Here is a 19,123-nt window from a genome sequence, read left to right as displayed (position 1 = left end):
CTGCTGTCAGTGCGCCTGACGACAATCGCCCCGGTAACCTGCCAGGGCGATGATCCTTTGTGAAACCCGCAATAATCAGGTTCTGATCCTGAGCCGTGCTTCCAGTTTATCGGCCACTTTGGTGATTACCCAGGCGATCACCATATAGAACACCACCGCCACCAGGAACGCTTCCAGGTAGTAATAGTTCAGTGCCGCTGTCAGCTGTGCTTGCGCAAAGATATCCACCACTTCAATGGCGAAGGCCAGCGAGAGCGCCTTCATGATCACCATAAAGGAGTTTGCCAGATCCGGGATCGCGGCAATGATCGTCTGAGGAAACAGCACGCGGCGGAACAGCTGGCCGTTGGAGTAGCCCAGCGAACGCGCGGCGTCCGACTGCCCGGTATCAAAGGAGTTCAGCGCCCCTTTGATCACTTCGGCCTGGAAGGCGGCCACGCAGGCCGTGAGCGCCACGATAACGATCACCCAGTTCGGCATGGAGTGGCCGTTATAATCAACACCGACCAGCGATGCGCTGAAATGCAGTGCCGGAGGCAGGCCGTAGTAGGCAAGGAAAATCATCACCACCATCGGCACGCCTTTAAACACCACCTTATAACCGACAACCAGTTGCCGCAGCACCGGGATTTGTCGGTATTCGATCAGGGCAAACAGACCCCCTGTCAGCGTCGAGAAGATAAAAATCGTCACGGCCATCATCAACGTTAATGGCACAGCGTCCATAATGCTTAAAAAATCCGGCAGCAAGACATCTAAATCAAACATGGTTAATCACCTTCTTCAGTCAGATGCTCGCCGTGAGCTTAATTCTGGACGGGGCGGTTTTCGAGGTGTAGCGAGAGAACCGACGCTCGAAGACGCGCACAATCAGCCAGGAAATCAGGCACAGCAGGGAGTAAATCACCCCCAACACCAGATAGGTGCTGAACTGATACTGGTTGTAATCCCGCTCCATCACCAGGTGCGCGGTCGCCATGATATCGGCAGCCCCGATATACATCACCAGCGCCACATTGTGGATCATGTAGATCACCGCATTGCCGTAACCCGGTAACGCAATGTGCAATGCCTGTGGCCCGGCGACGCGGGTGAGTTTTTGCCAGAAGCTGTAGCCCAGGCTGTCTGCGGCATCATGCTGGCCGCGTTCAACCGCCAGCCAGGCCGGGCGAATCACCTCTGACAGATAGCCGCCGTGATACAGGCTCAGCCCAACCATTGATGCCAGAGTGGGCGTGACGAAATCTTTCATATCAAACAAGGCAACAAAAACAGGCAGGCCGTAGAACGCCACGAACAGCTGCAATACCACCGGCACGCTGCGGGCATAGGAGACGTAAAGGTCGGCCAGTTGGCTGAGCACCAGTACCCTGCGAACCCTGAAGGTTGTGGCAATCAGTGCCAGCACGAAGCCAGCGATGAGCGCTACAAACATAATCGCGAGCGTTAACGGCAAGGCCGAGAGTAGCTCTGGGATCATGACGGTAAGATCCATGGTGAAACACTCCTGCTAATAATGTCGGCATTGACCGTTGACCCGGCAACGCCGGGCCATCGTCAGAGTTACTTGATGTACTTCACCACGTCTTCGCCGAACCACTTCTGCGACAGTTTGTCGAGAGTGCCATCGGCTTTCAGCGTTTTCAGCACGCCATCAATATCGTCTGACAGACGCTGGTTCTCTTCTGAGCGGTGGATCAGCACGTAGGTATTGTTGATTGACACCGGCTCACTGGCTTTGATATCGAGTTTCTGGGTTTCGATAACCGTCTGCTCACCCAGGTTTGAAGGCAGGATCAGGGCATCGTATTTACCACGCTGCACTTCTTTCAGACGGTCCGGGTAAGGAATACCGGCACTGGACGCTGAGATTTTCACCGCATCGTTCGGGTTCTCTTGCTGCCACTGAGTCACAAATTTATAGACGCCACCGCCGGCAGTGACCGGAACAATTTTCTTACCCACCAGATCCTTCATGGTGTTGATGTTGCTGTCCTTGCGGCTGTAGATTTTCATCATGCTGGCCCCCATCGGGGTGGCCGGGATCAGGAACTGCTTGCTGCGTGCCGGAGCGGTGTAGAAACCGCCGGTCGCCATATCGTATTTGCCGGTGGCCAGCCCGGTTTCCTGGGCAATATCCGCGGCCCCTTCCAGCTCGAAGCGATACTGCGGAAGTTTGGCGTTAATCGCTCTCAACAGATCGGGCTCGTAGCCCTGGGGTTCATGGCCGATGGCGCCCCAGGAGAGCGGCTTAGATTCTGCAGCGGTAGCCACTTTAATAACGCGTACAGGCGTCTGTGCAGAGGCGGAACCCATGCCGGATGCCGCGATGGCGACACCGGCAAGTAATGCCAGGGTCAGACGACGGAAAGGGGTAGTGTTTGCAGGCATTGTTATTATCCTTTTAGTTAGTAGAGCGTTGTTTCGGACTGGAGGAACTGCGCGAGTCGTGGATTTGACGGCGTGTCAAAAATCTCCGTTGGGCTCCCTTCCGCCGCGACAACGCCCTGATCCATAAACACGATGCGGTTTGAGACATTTTTAGCAAATTGCATCTCATGGGTGACCAGCAGCGAAGTAATCCCCGATGAAGTCACCTCTTTGATCACTTTCAGTACTTCGCCGACCAGCTCCGGGTCCAGTGAGGAGGTCGGTTCATCGAAGAGGATCACATCTGGCCGCACGGCCAGCGCCCTGGCGATGCCGGTACGCTGAAGCTGCCCGCCGGAAAGCTGAGACGGATAGTGGTCGCGCTTGTCAGACAAACCGACGCGATCCAGCTCTTCAAGGGCAATTTTACGCGCTTCATCAGCAGACTTACGCTGTACGACAATCAGCGGATCCATCACGTTCTGAATGACCGTCATGTTTTTAAACACGTTAAACTGCTGGAATACCATGGCGGTACGCAAACGGATCGCCTGAACGGCGTTTTTGTCGACGGACTGATAATCCATGCGGATTTGATCGAACGTGATGCTGCCGGATGAAGGCTTTGCCAGATAGTTAATACAGCGCAGCAGCGTGGTTTTCCCGGTGCCGCTTGGGCCAATAATCGACAGCACATCACCGCGTTTCACCGAGAGGTTCACGCCTTTCAGAATTTCTGAGCTACCGTAGGCGAGCTTAATATTGTCAAGTTCAAGCATGTTGGTCAGTTTCCTGGCACAGGTGGCGTTAAGGTGCTTCAGTTTCCGCTATCGGCGTGGCCGAGAACGTGCATCAGGCGATTTGCCCAGCCGAAGATGGAGATGGCGTGGATCAGGTCGACGATGTCGACGTCATCCATGCCAACGGATTTCAGCAGGGCGATATCTTCCGCCGTCGCTTCCGAGGGCACGGCCGACAGACGACGGGCAAAGCGGTGGATCGCCGCATCGCGTGGGCCGAGCTGCTCGGGTTTATCGAAATAGAGTGCGCTGACTACGTCGTTGCTTTTGGTCAGGTTGGCATGGCGGCGCGCATGAACCACGGCGCAGAACTTGCAGCCATTCACCATTGACGCTCCAAGCGCACCCAGTTCGCGGTCGGCATGGGGCAAACCGCCGTCAACATACATAATGGCATTGAACAGCACGGTACGGGCTACGTAGCTCTCGGGGTCGTGCGCCAGCGTGCGCACATATTCCGAGACCTTCTTATTCGATGGCGTGACCTTCATCGCTTCAATCTGCTGTGGCGTGGCTTCAGACAGCTCGACCGGAGCGATATGCGGGTGCCAGGTCAGGGGCTTCAGGGTAACAGATGGGATCATAACAACCTCATCAGGCGCAAACCGCTGGCCACTTTGGTCTGGAAATTCACGAAGGCAATCAGTTCAGATAGCGCGACGATCTGCGGATTGTTGAAGCCCGCCCCGGCCAGCCGGGCGATATCATCGGCTTTGGCTTCACCCGGAGTCAGTGTGATCCGGTCAACATGGCGAGCGAGGGTCGCCAGCGGTTCGTCGCAGACGGATGCTCCACTGGCGAAAGCCAGCAGCGTGTCGTCAGGCGTCAACGCCGCCAGCTGTGCGCTGTATTCGGCTATCAGTGCTGTATCCGCATTCAATGTGGCGATGCGCAGGGCCACCGCATGGCGCCATGCCGCAGACAGACCCTGATCGTTTTCGGGGTGCAGCACCGAGAGACGGCACAGTTCGGCCCCCTGAACAAATTCTGGGCGAAAACGCCGGGTTGCGTACAGTGCATCCTCGGCGGCAAGGCCTGCCGCCTTGTCGATAGCATCAATCACAATGCGTTATCCTTTTGAAGTTGGGGAGTGGAATCAGTCCATTCATCTCCCTGGAGTTCTGGGATGTCATAAGCCATCAGGCTGGTGAAGTGTGCATCGACATCTTCAGCAAATAATGCAGCGGCAATGCCGCGCACAAGACGTTCTGTCCCGGCGCTGACCGCCGGGATATCACCGGACACCTTCCCGTGCGTCAGCATGGCGGCATCGTTAAAGCAGTGAATATTCGCCAGCATCGGGCAGGCACCCGGTACACGCTCTCGGAATTCAAACGTTGGCCCCAGGTCCGGTGACGCCAGCATGCCAGGGCGCGGTGCACCCATTTCCGGCGTGTAGCGGCCATCCGACCAGGTGCGGATATGCGGCGCTATGGCAGCAAATTCCGGGCGGCCGTTAAAGTCATTGGAAAAGCCGGTGGCGGCGATGAGAAAATCGTAATGCAGCGGACCCTGAGTGGTGTCAATGCGAAGCGCGCCCGCGTTTTCTTCAACCGCCCTGATACCGCAATCGAGCAGGAAGCGGGCATTTGCATGACGGGAAACGCGCAGGGTGGAGGAGCGTGGCGGCGGCGTCTGGGTGGTGTTGGTGTAGTCGACAAACTTCCATTTCCACGCGTCAGGCAGCAGATGCATACCGTGCACCACGCCCTGGCTGCCGATGCCGGTCATTTTGTTGATGCGTGGCATCTCTTTGCGGCGGATCAGCAGGTCAACGGAGCCGACACCGGACTCCAGTGCCGCAGCGGCATTGTCCATCGATGATGCACCCGCCCCGATCACCGCCAGGCGCTTGCCCTTCAGTGCAGCGAAATCGATATCATCGGCAGAGTGTGCCCAGAGGGCGTGGTCGACCCCTTGCAGGAAATCAGGAACGGCAAAGCCGCCCAGCCCTGAACGTCCCGTTGCCAGCACCAGATGCCGGGTATAGACCCGGCCCGTTTCTGCGCCCTCAAGATCGATAGCGATCAGATCGTCCGCTGCAGTGATGCTGGTCATGCGCACATTGTTACGCACGGGCAGCGCCAGCACCTGGCGATACCAAACCAGATAATCCATCCACTGACCTTTCGGAATTTTATCCAGCGCTTCCCAGGCTTCTGCTCCCCACTGCGCCGTGAACCAGGCACGAAAGGTCAGTTGCGGCAGGCCGAGTGCCGGGCCGTGCAGCGTTTTGGGGGATCGCAGTGTTTCCATACGGGCAAACGTTACCCACGGCCCTTCCAGCCCGGCAGGCGCGGCATCATAGGCAACGACATTGGTGATCCCGCTCAGGATCAGCTTTGCCGTGGTAGCCAGGCCGCACATACCGCCACCAATCACCACCACGTCACGCACAGCGGTACCATGGTAAACACGTGTGGGAACCCAGGGCCTGGCGGGCAGTTCCAGCAAAGACAAATCCTCAGCCAGGCGTTGTTGCAACGCGTCTAAACCGGTTTTGTTTGCACCCTTTGCTGACATGATTAAGCCCCTTTTCGTCATCTCAATGCATATAATGGATTATATGAAAAACGCATTATGAATTAGTGTGTATGCGTATTCTTAATACTAATTAATAATTAGCTTATTCAAAAATTGCACTTGATAATTATGGCTGTTGAAAAATAAAGGATTCCCGTATGCAGAACCTGGCTTCACTTAACGATCTTGACCTTCGCCAGTTACAGGCTTTCTCGGCGGTCATCTCGTCCGGCAGTGTGACGGCAGCGGCTAAAGTTCTGCAACGTTCGCAGCCTGCCGTGACCCGGCTGATCCAGGATCTGGAGAACACCCTTGGTTATCCGCTTTTTTTGCGTAACGGGCCACGTATCTACCCGACCGAGCAGGCACTGCGTCTGCATGAGTACGTTGAGACGGCGTTGACGTCGTTGCAACAGATACGCCTGCGCGCCAATGAGATCTGGAAAGAAGAAAAAACCCCGCTGCTGATTGCCGCTACGCCATCAATGTCCTCCGGCCTGCTGCCCGTGGCACTGGCGCAGGTGAATCTGGATGACTCGGTGCAAATCCTGAGTGATTCCGCAGAACAAACGGCGCACGCCATTATTACCGGCCAGGCGGAGTTGGGGATCAGCAGCCTGCCGCTGGAGCATCAGGGGGCGCAGGTTCACTGGATTGGTCAATCACGCTGCGTCATGGCGCTGAGAGAAGATGACCCGTTGGCCCAGAAAGAGCAGGTGCTGTTAACCGACTTAACGTCACGCAAGCTGATCACACCTTACAACCCGTATCGCCTGCGCAGGCGCTATGAGCAGGTATTACGTAAGGCAAAGGTCAAACCGGCGGGTGTGATTGAAACGAACTCATCGGTGAATATTCTCTCCTGCATTCGTTCGGGATTAGGCGTGGCGATTATGGAACCCGTCACCGCTTACGGTTTGCCCGTGGCAGGTGTGGTGATCAGAGAGCTGGATGTGGACATTCCTTATTACTTTGGGGTCACCACTCCGCAATCCCGCCCACCGCGTTCCAGCGTTCTGGCCTTGATCGATGCCTTGAAACAGGCGGCTGCCAGCCTGCTCCCGGAGTTTATCTGCCTTGATGCGAATGAACATGCGCGTGTGATGCAGTCCCTGCATCAGGAGAATTAAGGTTTTTTGTTGCAAAGGCACAATAGATGCTCGCCAGTAATAAATGGTATTCTGTCGCGCTTGTGTGACTGCCAGAGGCTTTCAGAAGGTTCTGGTTCCGCAACTGTCGTCATACGACGAAAGTAGTCGGCCCGGCCGACGCCTGCTTCTGGAGAAATAAACAAGATGTCTGACGATCGCGAACCTATCGGGCGTAAAGGAAAACAGCCCCAGCCTGCGCGCAACAAAGCGGGGCGTGGTCGCCGCAGGGAAGAAGAATATGATGACTATGACGATCAGGATGATGAAGATCTGGATGAGGAAGAGGTAACTTCGATGCCACGTAAAGGAAAAGGGCGCGGGACGCGTAAAAAAAGAGGCTGGATAGGCTTATTGTTTAAGCTTTTCCTGATCTTCGCGGTGGTCATGGCCATTTATGGTTTCTACCTCGATTCACAGATCCGCAGCCGTATTGATGGCAAAGTCTGGCAGCTACCGGCCACGGTCTATGGCCGCATGGTCAACCTTGAGCCAGGTATGTCGTACAACAAAAAAGAGATGATCACGCTGCTGGAAGGCACACAGTATCGCGAAGTGACGCGCATGACGCGCCCGGGCGAATTTACCGTGCAGGCCAACAGCATTGAGATGATCCGTCGTCCGTTTGATTTCCCCGACAGCAAAGAGGGGCAGATCCGCGCACGTCTGAGCTTCAGCGGCGATCGGCTGAGCGATATTAAGAACCTCGACAATGGACGCAGCTTCGGCTTCTTCCGCCTCGACCCGCGTCTGATCACCATGTTGCAGTCGCCTAACGGCGAACAGCGCCTGTTTGTACCACGCGCCGGGTTCCCGGACCTGTTGGTGGATACGCTGGTGGCGACCGAAGACCGTCATTTCTATCAGCATGATGGCATCAGCCTCTATTCGATTGGCCGTGCTTTTGTCGCCAACATCACTGCCGGACGTGCAGTGCAGGGCGGAAGTACGCTGACCCAGCAGCTGGTGAAGAACTTGTTCCTCACCAACGAACGCTCGCTGTGGCGTAAAGCCAACGAAGCCTATATGGCGCTGATCATGGATGCGCGCTACAGCAAAGACCGCATTCTGGAGCTGTACCTCAATGAGGTGTATCTCGGCCAGGCAGGCAACGATCAGATCCGTGGCTTCCCGCTGGCCAGCCTCTATTACTTTGGCCGTCCCGTGGATGAGCTGAGCCTTGACCAGCAGGCACTGCTGGTGGGCATGGTGAAAGGCGCATCGCTGTATAACCCGTGGCGCAACCCGCAGTTGTCACTGGAGCGTCGTAACCTGGTATTGCGCCTGTTGCAGCAGCAGAAGGTGATCGACCAGGAGCTTTACGACATGCTGAGTGCGCGTCCGCTTGGCGTGCAGCCGAAAGGCGGCGTGATCACCCCACAGCCAGCGTTTATGCAGATGGTGCGTAACGAGTTGCAGAGCAAACTCGGCGATAAGGTGAAGGATCTCTCCGGGGTGAAAATTTTCACCACGCTGGATTCGGTGTCGCAGGATGCTGCTGAGAAGTCAGTCGAAGAGGGGATCCCGGCGCTGCGTAAACAGCGTGGGGTCAACGATCTGGAAGCGGCGATGGTGGTGGTGGACCGCTTCAGCGGTGAAGTGCGCGCCATGGTCGGTGGTGCCGATCCACAGTTCGCGGGCTACAACCGTGCCTTGCAGGCGCGTCGTTCGATTGGTTCACTGGCAAAACCGGCGACCTATCTGACCGCGCTGAGCCAGCCGGATACCTACCGTCTGAATACCTGGCTCGCGGATAATCCGATTGCGCTGAAACAGCCTAACGGCCAGGTGTGGAAACCGCAGAACGACGACCGTCGTTACAGCGGCCAGGTGATGCTGGTGGATGCACTGACCAACTCCATGAACGTGCCGACGGTGAACCTGGGGATGACGCTCGGTCTGCCGCAGGTGGTGGATACCTGGACCAAGCTGGGTGTACCGAAAGATCAGCTGAATCCGGTGCCGGCGATGTTACTGGGTGCACTGAACCTGACACCGATTGAAGTGGCACAGGCTTTCCAGACTATCGCCAGCGGCGGCAGCCGTGCGCCGCTGTCGGCCGTACGTTCCGTGATTGCTGAAGATGGTAGCGTGCTGTATCAGAGCTTCCCGCAGGCCGAACGTGCCGTTCCGGCGCAGGGGGCTTACCTGACGCTCTACAGCATGCAGCAGGTGGTGGATCACGGTACGGCGCGTGCGCTTGGGGCTAAGTATCCGAAAGCGACGCTGGCAGGCAAAACCGGCACCACCAACAATCAGGTAGATACCTGGTTTGCCGGGATCGATGGCAAAGAAGTCGCCATCACCTGGGTGGGTCGTGATAACAACCAGCCGACCAAACTGTATGGTTCCAGCGGGGCGATGCAGCTGTATCGTCGTTATCTGGAAATGCAGGCGCCGATGCCGTTAACTCTCACGCCACCAGAAGATATTGCACTGATGAACGTCGATTCTGCCGGTAACTTTGTCTGCGGTAGTGCCAGCAGCAGCTGGCGTAGCCTGCCGGTCTGGACCACGGATGCTAACGCCCTGTGCCAGCAGCAACAGCAGCAGGTTCAGCAGCAGCAACAGATGTTGCAGCAGCAGAATCAACAGCAGAATCAGCAACAGAATCAGCAACAAGGGCAGCAACCGCAGAATCAGCAAAAGGATGGCGATGGTGTGGCTGGTTGGATCAAAGATATGTTTGGTCAGTAGCCTTCATTGTTATCTGAATGAAAAAGCCGGGAAACCGGCTTTTTTTTTGGCTTTTTTCCGCGCCAGGTCAATGCCCATGCCGCTTGTGTGGCAGATCATGTGGGGCGTTTTTCCTTGCAGAACGGACTTTGTTTCGCATATTATCCGAGCGTTATAATAATAATTATCGTTTCGTTTCACATTCAACAATCCTTGTTCAGAGAAAAGCTAAATGGCCAATGTGCGCGATTTATCCACTGATTTTACACACCTGAAAACAGCAAAACGACAACTGGCGGCGCTGGTCGCTCTCTCACTCACCAGTGGTGCAGCCTTTGCTGCCGCTGAGCAGACGATTAATGTCACGGCGGATGCTGGCAGTGCGCCGCAGGAAAGTGCCTGGGGCCCGGCCCCGACCATTGCGGCAAAACACAGCGCCACCGGCACCAAAACCGATACACCGATTGAGAAGAATCCGCAGTCTGTGTCGATTGTGACGCGTCAGGAAATGGAGATGCGTCAGCCGCAATCGGTGAAAGAAGCATTTGGCTACACCGCGGGTGTGATGGTGGGTAACCGTGGTGCCTCAAATGTTATTGATGCTTTGGCGATCCGTGGTTTCAGTGAAACCAACACGAATCAATACCTCAATGGTTTGAAATTACCCGCTGATTATTATTCAGAATTCAGTATTGACCCTTACTTCCTTGAGCGCGCCGAGCTGATGCGCGGGCCAACGTCTGTCCTGTACGGCAAAAGCAATCCTGGCGGCATTATGGCGTTGGTGAGCAAACGCCCAACCACTGAGACTCTGCGCGAAGTGCAGTTTCAGATGGGGTCTGACAATTTGTACTCCACGGGGTTTGATTTTGGTGGAGGGCTGGATGACAACGGCGAGTTCTCCTACCGCCTGACGGGGAAAGCCAGCAGTGCGGATGCCCAGCAGGATAAGAACAAAGAAAAACGCTACACCATCGCGCCTGCTTTCAGCTGGCAGCCGAATGATAAAACCAATCTGACTTTCATGAGCTACTTCCAGAATGAGCCGGAAACAGGTTTCTATGGTTGGCTGCCACGTGAAGGAACTGTTGTACCGTTAGTTGATGCAGATGGTAATCAGCACAAGCTGTCGACTAAATTTGATGATGGTGATGGCAGCAACAAGATTGCCCGTAAACAACAGATGGTTGGCTACAGTCTGGATCATGAGTTTGATGATACCTGGACCTTCCGTCAGAATCTGCGTTTCGCCAAAGTGAACACCGACTATCGTAGTCTTTATGGCTATGGGGTTGTCCCTGGTACCACGACTTTGCAGCGCTCAACGGCACTGTCCAAAGAAGAACTGACGACTTTCGCCGTTGATACTCAGGCGCAGGCTAAATTTGCCACCGGTGCAGTGGATCATACGCTTTTGCTGGGTGTTGACTATCAGCGTATGCGTAATGACATTGATGCTAACTTTGGCTATCTGTTGGGAAGCTCATTGGATCTGCTGAACCCGCAGTATTCTACCGATCCAATGAACACGAACTACGCAAACAGCGCTGTCAATAAACAGCAGCAAACCGGTCTGTATGCTCAGGATCAGATGGAATGGGATCGCTGGGTGCTGACTCTGGGTGGTCGCTACGATTATGCTATGACCTCTGCGTACAATCGTAATGCATCTGCGGGTACTGATGCACTGGACAAACGTAACGACCAGGCCTTCACCTGGCGTGGTGGCGTAAACTATGTCTTTGATAATGGTATCGCACCTTATGCCAGCTACAGCGAGTCGTTTATTCCAACATCAGGCGTAGGATACGGCGCGCGCGCCTTTGATCCTTCTCGTGCAAAACAGTACGAAGCTGGTGTGAAGTTTGTACCGAAAGATCGTCCTATTGTGATGACGGCAGCGGTTTATCAACTGACTAAAGACAAGAATTTGACGACCGATCTTGAGCATCCTGGTTTTAGCTCACAGGGTGGCGAAATTCGTTCACGCGGCGTTGAACTGGAAGCGAAGGCAGCGGTGAATGCCAATATCAATGTGCTGGCGTCTTACACCTTCACCGATGCCAAATACACCAAAGATGCCGATCTTCAGGGGCAGCGCCCTGTGCAAGTGCCACGAAATATGGCGTCCTTGTGGGCCGATTACACCTTCAATGAAACCGCACTTAGCGGCCTGACCATCGGCAGCGGCGTGCGTTATGTGGGTAACACGGTGGGTCAGTACACCACTGGACCTGAGAATAACAAGAACTTCAGTGTCGCCAGCTACAGCGTGATTGATGCCGCTATCAAATATGATCTAGGCCGTTTCGGTTTACCAGGATCTTCTGTTGGTGTGAACATCAACAACTTGTTTGATCGGGAATACGTCGCCAGTTGCTACCGCGACTATGCCTGCTACTGGGGCGCAGAGCGTCAGATTGTCGGTACTGCCACCTTCCGTTTCTAAATATCTATCCGGGCGCGGTTCGCCGCGCCCGCCAATCAGAAGATCACCATGCAACAACAGCACACGTCAGAAACGACCTTCACCCTGGACCGTGTCAGTTTTAGCGTTCCAGGCCGTACCCTGTTACAACCGTTGTCGCTGGCCTTTCCCGCCGGAAAAGTCTGTGGGCTGATCGGCCATAACGGTTCAGGAAAATCCACACTGCTGAAAATGCTCGGCCGCCATCACGCGGCATCGGCCGGGCAGGTGCTGCTGAATGAGCAGCCGGTGGCCAGCTGGCAGAGTAAAGCCTTTGCCCGTGAAGTTGCCTATTTGCCTCAGCAACTGCCTGCGGCGGAAGGGATGACAGTACGTGAACTGGTCGCCATTGGCCGCTATCCGTGGCACGGTGCGCTGGGGCGTTACGGTGTGGAAGATCGCGAACGTGTTGATGAAGCCATTGCACTTGTCGGGTTGAAGCCTTTTGCCCATCGCCTGGTGGACAGTCTGTCCGGCGGTGAGCGTCAGCGTGCATGGATTGCCATGCTGGTTGCGCAGAACAGCCGTTGCCTGCTGTTGGATGAACCCACTTCCGCGTTGGATATCGCCCACCAGGTCGATGTGCTGGCGCTGATCCAGCGTCTCAGCCGTGAACGTGGCCTGACGGTGATTGCGGTACTGCACGATATCAATATGGCTGCGCGTTATTGCGACCACCTGGTGGCGCTGCGCGGTGGCGAAATGATTGCTCAGGGCGAGCCTGCTGAGATTATGAACGGGGATGTGCTGGAACAGATTTATGGCATTCCTATGGGAATTTTACCGCACCCACAAGGTGGCGCGCCGGTAAGCTTTGTTTACTAAGCGCTTAGGCTCTGAGAATTGGATGTTGTGATGCCGGATATTTTGCGTCGCCGTTTACTGACGGCACTGGCTTTTTCCCCGCTGCTGGCCCAGTTTCCCTTCCCGCTGCGTGCTGCGACAGAACAGCGCATTATCGCACTCGAGTGGTATCCCCTTGAGCTGCTGCTTGCGCTGGGCGTGATGCCGATCGGCGCCGCCGAGCTTTACGGTTATGGCCAGTGGGTTGGTGAACCGAAGTTGCCCGCCTCCGTGGTCGATGTCGGGCTGCGAACCGAACCTAATCTTGAACTGATAACTCAGATGAAGCCTTCTCTGATCCTGTTTTCACAGGGCTATGGGCCCGATCCGACTCGCTTTATGCGCATCGCCCCGGGAATGGGGTTTGCCTTTAACGAAGGCGGGAAGGGGAAACCGCTGACCAGTGCGCGTCACGCGCTCATGGAGCTGGCAAAGCGGGTCGATCGCGTCCCGCAGGCCGTGGCGAATCTGGCCGAACTGGATAGCCAGACTGAGCGCCTGAAAACCAAACTGGCAAACAGGCCGAAGCGCCCGCTGCTGCTGTTGTCGATTGTCGATCCGCGTCATGTGATTGTGTTCACTGAAAACGGACTGTTCCAGGAAGTGCTGGATAATCTCGGGCTGGAAAATGCCTGGAAAGCAGAAAGCACTTTCTGGGGGAGCGTGATCATTGGCATTGAACGTCTGGCCGATCTGGGGGATGTCGATGCCATCGGCTTCGAACATGACAATCAGGCGATTGTTGATCAGGTGACGGGGACCGCACTCTGGCAGTCGCTGCCGTTTGTGCGTGCCGGGCGTTTCAGGCAGATGCCGCGCGTGTGGTTCTACGGTGCCACACTGTCGGCAATGCAGCTGATCCACAGCCTTGACCATGCGCTGGAGGTGAAATGATGCGTCACTATCGTTTAGCCATCCTGCTGTTAACAGCATTGTTTGCCAGTGCACTGACTCTGACGCTGATTAACCTGCAACAGCGGCTGCCTGGTGCGCAGTGGTTAACAGCATTGTTGACCCCGGACACCAACCGCATTGAGCAGATGGTGTTTCATTACAGCCTGATGCCGCGCCTGTCGCTGTCATTGCTGGCGGGCGCAGGCCTGGGGCTGGTGGGCCTGCTGTTTCAGCAGGTGCTGCGCAATCCCCTGGCCGAACCGGCAACCCTGGGCGTCGCCAGCGGTGCGCAACTGGGGCTGACCGTTGTCACGCTGTGGAGCGTGCCGGGCGGTATGGTCACGCAGCAGCTGGCCGCGATGATCGGTGCGGTGCTGGTGGGGCTGATTGTGTTCGGCGTCGCCTGGGGCAAACGGATGTCGCCCGTAACGCTGATCCTCGCCGGGCTGGTGGTGTCACTTTACTGTGGTGCGGTGAACCAGATTTTTGCCATTTTCAATCACGACCAGCTCCAGAATATGTTTCTGTGGAGCACCGGTTCACTGAATCAGATGGACTGGAGCAACGTGGAGTTCCTCTGGCCACGGCTGCTCGGCGGCCTGTTGCTCACGCTACTGATGTTACGTCCGATGACCCTGATGGGGCTGGATGATGGTGTGGCAAAGAACCTGGGCCTGGCGATCTCGCTGGCCCGCTTTGGCCTGCTGGCACTGGCGATTTTAATCAGTGCTTCCCTGGTAAATGCTGTCGGTATTATCGGCTTTATCGGGCTGTTCTCTCCTCTGCTGGCGCGGATGCTGGGCTTCCGTCGTCTGATCAGCCGTTTGCTGGTGGCGCCGATTATTGGGGCGCTACTCCTGTGGCTGGCGGATCAGTCGGTGCTCTGGCTGACCAGTCGTCTGGGAGAGATCTCTACGGGAACCATCACTGCGGTTATCGGTGCGCCGCTGCTGCTGTGGCTGCTGCCGCGTCTGCGAACCGGTTCGGTGCCGCCAGCGATGAACCAGGGTGACAATGTGCCGACAGAACGTCACCGGGTACTGTGGTGGGCGCTCATCGGGGGCGGTGCTCTGCTGTTGCTGATGGCGGTGGCGTTAAGCTTTGGACGCGATGCTCACGGCTGGGTATGGGCCAGCGGTGAACTGTGGCAGCAACTTCTGCCGTGGCGCTGGCCGCGTCTGGTGGCCGCGATGGCGACCGGGATGATGCTGGGTGTGGCAGGGTGCGTCGTGCAGCGTTTGACAGGCAACCCGATGGCCAGCCCTGAAGTGCTGGGGATTAGCTCCGGGGCGGCATTTGGCGTCGTGGTGATGTTGTTTATCGTACCGGGTGATGCGTTTGGCTGGCTGCTGCCTGCCGGGAGTATTGGCGCGGCCCTGACGTTGCTGGTGATCTCGATCGCTGCCGGGCGCGGGGGTTTTTCACCGGAACGGATGCTGCTGGCCGGGATGGCGCTCAGCACGGCCTTCACCACGCTGATGATGCTGCTGCTGGCCAGCGGTGACCCGCGTATGGCGAATCTGCTGACGTGGATCTCCGGCTCAACCTATAACATTGATGTTTTGCAGGCGAAGCGCACGCTGATCATTATGGTCGTGCTGCTGGCGCTGGTGCCGCTATGCCGTCGCTGGCTGACCATCCTTCCACTGGGCGGTGCCACGGCGCGCGCAGTCGGTATGGCGCTGACGCCAACGCGTCTGACGCTGCTGCTGCTGGCTGCGGTGCTGACTGCTGCCGCAACGCTGACCATTGGGCCATTAAGCTTTGTGGGGCTGATGGCACCGCATATTGCGCGGATGCTCGGTTTCCGCCGGGCATTGCCGCAGCAGGTGATGGCGGCACTGTTGGGCGGTGGATTGATGGTGGCGGCAGACTGGTGCGGCAGAATGCTCTCGTTCCCGGATCAGATCCCGGCAGGGCTGCTGGCGACCTTTATCGGTGCACCGTACTTTATCTATCTGCTGCGTAAGGTATAAAAAAAAGGGTCAGGCATGCCTGACCCCTTCGGGTCGGGGCGGGGCATGCCCCGCCCGTCTGGATGTTACAGCTTCGCGAAACTACGGCGTGCCGCATCGATGGTGTGCTGAATATCATCCGGGCTGTGCGCCAGCGACATAAAGCCTGCTTCAAAGGCGGACGGTGCCAGATACACACCTTCTTCCAGCATCAGATGGAAGAAACGCTTAAAACGCTCAACATCGCACTTCGTCACATCCGCATAGCAGGTCACGCTGTCTGCATCCGTGAAGAAAATCCCAAACATCCCGCCGACATGGTTGATCACCAGCGGGATATTTTCGGCTTTTGCCGCAGCGAGCAGGCCATCGGCCAGTTGGGTGGTCAGACGGGTCAGCGTCTCATGCGTGCCCGGGCGGGAGACTTCCGTCAGACAGGCAAAGCCCGCTGCCATCGCGATCGGGTTACCGGACAGCGTACCCGCCTGGTATACCGGGCCGGTCGGTGCCAGCGCATCCATCACTTCGCGACGACCACCAAAGGCGCCCACTGGCATACCGCCACCGATAATTTTACCCAGGCAGGTCAGATCCGGTTTCACACCGTAATGGGCCTGTGCACCTGCCAGCGCAACGCGGAAACCGGTCATCACTTCGTCGATAATCAGCAGCGCGCCAAATTCGTCGCACAGTTCACGCAGGCCCGGAAGGAAGTCCGGCTGCGGTGGAATGCAGTTCATATTGCCCGCGACCGGTTCAACGATGATGCAGGCGATCTCTTCCGGGTACTGCTCAAAGGCGGCGCGTACGCTGGTGAGATCGTTGAAGGTGCAGGTCAGGGTATGTTTGGCAAAGTCAGCGGGCACGCCCGGTGAGTTCGGCTGGCCCAGCGTCAGTGCGCCAGAGCCCGCTTTCACCAGCAGGCAGTCAGCGTGGCCATGGTAGCAGCCTTCAAACTTAATAATTTTGTCACGGTGGGTGAAACCGCGTGCCAGACGAATGGCACTCATGGTGGCTTCTGTACCGGAGTTGACCATGCGAACGGTATCCATGGTCGGTACCAGTTGGGTGACCAGTTCGGCCATTTTGACTTCCATCTCCGTCGGCGCGCCGAAGCTCAGGCCGCGTTCGGCAGCGTCGATAACGGCATGACGGATGGCGGGATGGTTGTGACCCAGCACCATTGGGCCCCATGAACCGACATAGTCTATATAGGCTTTACCATCGACATCGTACAGCAGGGCACCGTCAGCACGTTCGATAAACAGCGGCACGCCGCCCACGCCGTTAAAGGCCCGCACCGGTGAATTTACGCCACCGGGAATTAACTGCTGCGCCTGGGCGTACAGGTTTTCAGACTTACTCATGGAACCGCTCCTGATCATTCATTTAAAAACCCCTCTATTCTAAGTGAACATCATGGGGTAGCGAAAGGCTACTCGCATCTGCGACACGATTAGAGAGCCTTAAATGCGGGCATTCAGCGTGAGAATACGTAAAATGCTGACATGGATTGACAATGTTATGAATGGCTCATGAATCAACAATCACTTTCTACCAACGAACTGAATGTTGTGCCTGCCCGGCGCGGTGATTTCCTGCGGATGTTGTTACGCCGCGATAAAACGCCGCTGGCGGTGCTGGTGATGGCGGGAATTGTTGGCACACTGACTGGCCTGGTGGGCGTGGGTTTCGAGCTGGCCGTCAACGAGATTATTCACCAGCGCACCCGTTGGCTTGCCACGTTGGAAAGCCATCCTGGGGTGATGGTGCTGTGCGCATTTCTGGTCTCCGCGCTATTGGCCACTATCGGCTATTACCTGGTGCGCCGCTTTGCACCAGAGGCGGCGGGGTCGGGGATTCCGGAGATTGAAGGTGCCCTGGAGGAACTGCGTCCGGTGCGCTGGTGGCGGGTGATCCCAGTGAAGTTTATCGGCGGGATGGGCACGCTGGGAGCGGGGATGGTGCTGGGACGTGAAGGACCAACGGTTCAGTTGGGTGGCAATATTGGCCGCATGATGCTGGATATTTTCAGGATGAGAAGCACTGAGGCGCGGCACACGCTGCTGGCAACGGGCGCGGCGGCGGGTCTGTCGGCTGCCTTTAATGCCCCTCTTGCCGGGATCCTGTTTATTATTGAAGAGATGCGTCTGCAATTTCGCTACAGTCTGATTTCCATTAAAGCCGTGTTCGTTGGCGTGATTATGTCGAGCGTGGTGTTTCGGATTTTTAACGGTGAACATGCGGTGATCGAGATAGGCCGCCTGACCGATGCCCCTGTCAATACTCTGTGGCTCTATCTGCTGCTCGGTATGGTGTTTGGCGTGGTGGGGGTGCTGTTCAATCAGCTGATTTTCCGCATCCAGGATCTGTTCCAGCGTTTCCACGGCGGACGTTTAGGTAAAATACTGTTGGTGGGGGCTGTGCTGGGAGGGGCGTGCGGCGTATTGGGGGTGTTTCTGCCCGCGGCGGCCGGAGGGGGAGCCAGCCTGATCCCACTGGCGGCGGCGGGAAACTTTTCTATCGGCATGTTGCTGTTTCTGTTTATTGTTCGACTGATTACCACTTTACTGTGCTTCTGTTCCGGCGCACCCGGCGGGATTTTTGCCCCGATGCTGGCACTCGGCACGCTGCTGGGAACGGCATTTGGCCTGTGCGCCTCAAGCTGGCTCCCGGAGTATCACTTGCAGGCTGGCACCTTTGCCATTGCCGGGATGGGCGCGCTGTTTGCCGCCTCGGTACGTGCGCCACTGACCGGTATTATACTGGTACTGGAGATGACGGATAACTATCAGCTGATTTTACCGATGATTATTACCTGCCTTGGCGCGACGCTATTAGCCCAGTTTCTTGGGGGGCAACCCTTGTATTCGTCACTGCTTACCCGCACTCTGGCGAAACAACAGCAGCAGGAAACGGCTAATGCTACCGCACAGGGTGGTACAGCCTGAGCTTGATTGCTATACCAGTGTGTAAGATAATAACAACAATTATGGTCGATTTGTGACCTGTCAGGCACCCGGCCTGTACGTATGTATACTGGAGTTACCTATGAGCGACGATGTAGCACTGCCCCTGCAATTTACTGAAGCAGCGGCCAGTAAAGTCAAAAACCTGATTTCCGATGAAAACAATCCGGATCTGAAACTGCGCGTCTACATCACCGGCGGCGGTTGCAGCGGCTTCCAGTACGGTTTTACCTTTGACGATAAGATTAACGATGGTGATATGACCATTGAGAAAGCGGGCGTGGCGTTGGTTGTTGACCCGATGAGTCTGCAATATCTGGTGGGTGGCGCAGTGGATTATACCGAAGGGCTGGAAGGGTCGCGCTTTATTGTGACCAACCCGAATGCCAAGACCACCTGTGGCTGCGGATCGTCCTTCAGTATCTGATTTACCCTTCATACTTGACGCCGCTGCTGTGTTGGCTGCGAACCCTCACCC

At 56.4% G+C, this 19,123-nt stretch carries 16 protein-coding genes; 8 read left to right on the top strand and 8 right to left on the bottom strand.

Annotated elements, in window-relative coordinates; translation table 11 throughout:
- Window positions 1-75: 75 nt before the first annotated feature.
- From HHI26_RS12875 to HHI26_RS12845, 7 genes are all read right to left on the bottom strand, one after another.
- On the bottom strand, window positions 76-768 hold the full coding sequence (locus tag HHI26_RS12875; protein ID WP_133842222.1) for an amino acid ABC transporter permease: 693 nt from the start codon (window positions 766-768) through the stop codon (window positions 76-78).
- Window positions 769-787: 19 nt separating this feature from the next.
- Window positions 788-1,495, bottom strand: a complete 708-nt coding sequence (locus HHI26_RS12870) for an amino acid ABC transporter permease (protein WP_159336913.1) — start codon at window positions 1,493-1,495, stop codon at window positions 788-790.
- A gap of 68 nt (window positions 1,496-1,563) precedes the next feature.
- Entirely contained in the window at window positions 1,564-2,391 is an 828-nt protein-coding gene (locus HHI26_RS12865; protein ID WP_133842220.1) for a transporter substrate-binding domain-containing protein, read from the bottom strand.
- A gap of 17 nt (window positions 2,392-2,408) precedes the next feature.
- Window positions 2,409-3,149 (bottom strand): amino acid ABC transporter ATP-binding protein, encoded by a 741-nt coding sequence (locus HHI26_RS12860; RefSeq protein WP_133842219.1) that lies wholly within the window; start codon window positions 3,147-3,149, stop codon window positions 2,409-2,411.
- A gap of 38 nt (window positions 3,150-3,187) precedes the next feature.
- Window positions 3,188-3,754 carry a peroxidase-related enzyme gene (locus HHI26_RS12855; protein WP_167863203.1) on the bottom strand — a complete coding sequence of 189 codons (567 nt, stop codon included), beginning with the start codon at window positions 3,752-3,754 and terminating at the stop codon, window positions 3,188-3,190.
- Entirely contained in the window at window positions 3,751-4,233 is a 483-nt protein-coding gene (locus HHI26_RS12850) for a hypothetical protein (protein ID WP_159336915.1), read from the bottom strand. Before HHI26_RS12850 ends, HHI26_RS12855 begins: the two co-directional genes overlap by 4 nt.
- A complete protein-coding gene (locus tag HHI26_RS12845) occupies window positions 4,230-5,693 on the bottom strand; it encodes an NAD(P)/FAD-dependent oxidoreductase (protein ID WP_133842216.1) in 1,464 nt (487 codons plus the stop codon). The genes HHI26_RS12850 and HHI26_RS12845 overlap by 4 nt, the downstream gene beginning before the upstream one ends.
- A 167-nt stretch (window positions 5,694-5,860) precedes the next feature.
- On the opposite strand from HHI26_RS12845, the gene HHI26_RS12840 reads away from it, so the two are divergent.
- The 6 genes from HHI26_RS12840 (at window position 5,861) to fhuB (ending at window position 15,697) form a co-directional block, all read left to right on the top strand.
- The gene (locus HHI26_RS12840) at window positions 5,861-6,823 is read left to right on the top strand and encodes a LysR family transcriptional regulator (RefSeq protein ID WP_205945510.1); all 963 of its coding nucleotides are present in this window, start codon (window positions 5,861-5,863) and stop codon (window positions 6,821-6,823) included.
- Between the two features lie 165 nt (window positions 6,824-6,988).
- Window positions 6,989-9,538, top strand: coding sequence for a bifunctional glycosyl transferase/transpeptidase (gene mrcB / locus HHI26_RS12835; protein WP_159336917.1), 2,550 nt, complete (start codon window positions 6,989-6,991; stop codon window positions 9,536-9,538).
- A 211-nt stretch (window positions 9,539-9,749) separates the two neighbouring features.
- Window positions 9,750-11,966 (top strand): ferrichrome porin FhuA, encoded by a 2,217-nt coding sequence (fhuA, locus tag HHI26_RS12830; RefSeq protein ID WP_171149216.1) that lies wholly within the window; start codon window positions 9,750-9,752, stop codon window positions 11,964-11,966.
- A 48-nt stretch (window positions 11,967-12,014) separates the two neighbouring features.
- Window positions 12,015-12,809 (top strand): Fe3+-hydroxamate ABC transporter ATP-binding protein FhuC, encoded by a 795-nt coding sequence (gene fhuC, locus HHI26_RS12825; RefSeq protein ID WP_133842212.1) that lies wholly within the window; start codon window positions 12,015-12,017, stop codon window positions 12,807-12,809.
- A 30-nt stretch (window positions 12,810-12,839) separates the two neighbouring features.
- The gene (gene fhuD / locus HHI26_RS12820; protein WP_133842211.1) at window positions 12,840-13,721 is read left to right on the top strand and encodes a Fe(3+)-hydroxamate ABC transporter substrate-binding protein FhuD; all 882 of its coding nucleotides are present in this window, start codon (window positions 12,840-12,842) and stop codon (window positions 13,719-13,721) included.
- Window positions 13,721-15,697, top strand: a complete 1,977-nt coding sequence (gene fhuB, locus HHI26_RS12815; RefSeq protein WP_171149325.1) for a Fe(3+)-hydroxamate ABC transporter permease FhuB — start codon at window positions 13,721-13,723, stop codon at window positions 15,695-15,697. Before fhuD ends, fhuB begins: the two co-directional genes overlap by 1 nt.
- Window positions 15,698-15,762: 65 nt before the next feature.
- On the opposite strand, the gene hemL is transcribed toward fhuB, so the two are convergent.
- Entirely contained in the window at window positions 15,763-17,043 is a 1,281-nt protein-coding gene (gene hemL, locus HHI26_RS12810; protein ID WP_133842210.1) for a glutamate-1-semialdehyde 2,1-aminomutase, read from the bottom strand.
- A 168-nt stretch (window positions 17,044-17,211) separates the two neighbouring features.
- On the opposite strand from hemL, the gene clcA reads away from it, so the two are divergent.
- Window positions 17,212-18,627 carry a H(+)/Cl(-) exchange transporter ClcA gene (clcA, locus tag HHI26_RS12805; RefSeq protein WP_167863201.1) on the top strand — a complete coding sequence of 472 codons (1,416 nt, stop codon included), beginning with the start codon at window positions 17,212-17,214 and terminating at the stop codon, window positions 18,625-18,627.
- Window positions 18,628-18,727: 100 nt separating this feature from the next.
- Window positions 18,728-19,072: an iron-sulfur cluster insertion protein ErpA gene (gene erpA, locus HHI26_RS12800; RefSeq protein WP_133842208.1), complete on the top strand. Its 345-nt coding sequence runs from the start codon at window positions 18,728-18,730 to the stop codon at window positions 19,070-19,072.
- Window positions 19,073-19,123: the final 51 nt, after the last annotated feature.

It is taken from the genome of Erwinia sp. JH02 (genome assembly GCF_013074405.1).
Lineage (GTDB): Bacteria > Pseudomonadota > Gammaproteobacteria > Enterobacterales > Enterobacteriaceae > Erwinia > Erwinia rhapontici.
The sequence above is the reverse complement of the archived record's forward strand: the minus strand, read 5'-3'. Positions and strand labels throughout refer to the sequence as shown.

Coding starts and splice junctions, on each gene's coding strand:
- HHI26_RS12875 (WP_133842222.1), bottom strand. CDS start 768: ATGTTTGATTTAGATGTCTTGCTGCCGGATTTTTTAAGCATTATGGAC.
- HHI26_RS12870 (WP_159336913.1), bottom strand. CDS start 1,495: ATGGATCTTACCGTCATGATCCCAGAGCTACTCTCGGCCTTGCCGTTA.
- HHI26_RS12865 (WP_133842220.1), bottom strand. CDS start 2,391: ATGCCTGCAAACACTACCCCTTTCCGTCGTCTGACCCTGGCATTACTT.
- HHI26_RS12860 (WP_133842219.1), bottom strand. CDS start 3,149: ATGCTTGAACTTGACAATATTAAGCTCGCCTACGGTAGCTCAGAAATT.
- HHI26_RS12855 (WP_167863203.1), bottom strand. CDS start 3,754: ATGATCCCATCTGTTACCCTGAAGCCCCTGACCTGGCACCCGCATATC.
- HHI26_RS12845 (WP_133842216.1), bottom strand. CDS start 5,693: ATGTCAGCAAAGGGTGCAAACAAAACCGGTTTAGACGCGTTGCAACAA.
- mrcB (WP_159336917.1), top strand. CDS start 6,989: ATGTCTGACGATCGCGAACCTATCGGGCGTAAAGGAAAACAGCCCCAG.
- fhuA (WP_171149216.1), top strand. CDS start 9,750: ATGGCCAATGTGCGCGATTTATCCACTGATTTTACACACCTGAAAACA.
- fhuC (WP_133842212.1), top strand. CDS start 12,015: ATGCAACAACAGCACACGTCAGAAACGACCTTCACCCTGGACCGTGTC.
- fhuD (WP_133842211.1), top strand. CDS start 12,840: ATGCCGGATATTTTGCGTCGCCGTTTACTGACGGCACTGGCTTTTTCC.
- fhuB (WP_171149325.1), top strand. CDS start 13,721: ATGCGTCACTATCGTTTAGCCATCCTGCTGTTAACAGCATTGTTTGCC.
- hemL (WP_133842210.1), bottom strand. CDS start 17,043: ATGAGTAAGTCTGAAAACCTGTACGCCCAGGCGCAGCAGTTAATTCCC.
- clcA (WP_167863201.1), top strand. CDS start 17,212: ATGAATCAACAATCACTTTCTACCAACGAACTGAATGTTGTGCCTGCC.
- erpA (WP_133842208.1), top strand. CDS start 18,728: ATGAGCGACGATGTAGCACTGCCCCTGCAATTTACTGAAGCAGCGGCC.